This is a genomic window from Streptomyces chisholmiae, from assembly GCF_031845445.1.
GTDB classification, from domain to species: Bacteria; Actinomycetota; Actinomycetes; order Streptomycetales; family Streptomycetaceae; genus Streptomyces; species Streptomyces chisholmiae.
The window spans coordinates 1-473 of record NZ_JAVREO010000124.1 but is presented as its reverse complement, the minus strand read 5'-3'; the positions used below and the strand labels follow the sequence as shown (position 1 = coordinate 473).

The window sequence follows — 473 nt, the reverse complement described above, 5'->3', positions numbered from 1 at the left end:
GATGTACTGGTGCAACCCCAGCGGCCGGGCCCTCGGCGCGGCACCGACCACGGCGACCGGGAACGGAAACGTCGACGCGTTCCTCTGGGTCAAGCGTCCCGGCGAGTCCGACGGCGCGTGCGGTACCGGCGAGGCCTCCGCGGGCACCTTCGTCAACCAGTACGCCATCGACCTGGTGCGCAAGGCGCACGGCTAGCCCAAGAGCTACTGGGGCGGCGGGGCCGTCTCGCACTCGGCGAGCATCGGCGTGGAGAAGTTGACCGAGCCGACGCCGCCGAGCGTCATCCCGTTGTCGGCGAGCGTCATCGTCGTCGTGTAGCGGCAGGTCTGATTGATCGTCAGGCCGGTGAGGAACTCGACGTCGTAGGTGTAGAGGAACGAACGCACGAGCTGGTTGGCGTCCCACGGCACATCGAGGGCAAAACCCAACGACGACGCGGACAGGGCGTTGAGCAGCCGCGGGCCGACCTCAC

2 protein-coding genes are annotated in these 473 nt (G+C 68.5%); one reads left to right on the top strand and one right to left on the bottom strand.

From position 1 onward, the window contains the following. A partial coding sequence (locus RM844_RS32390; protein ID WP_311671022.1) for a glycoside hydrolase family 6 protein occupies positions 1-196 on the top strand: 196 nt, incomplete at its 5' end. Positions 197-204: 8 nt separating this feature from the next. Here the strand turns inward: RM844_RS32390 and RM844_RS32385 are convergent. Then, positions 205-473, bottom strand: a 269-nt coding sequence (locus RM844_RS32385) for a hypothetical protein (protein ID WP_311671021.1), incomplete at its 5' end; no start/stop codon positions are given.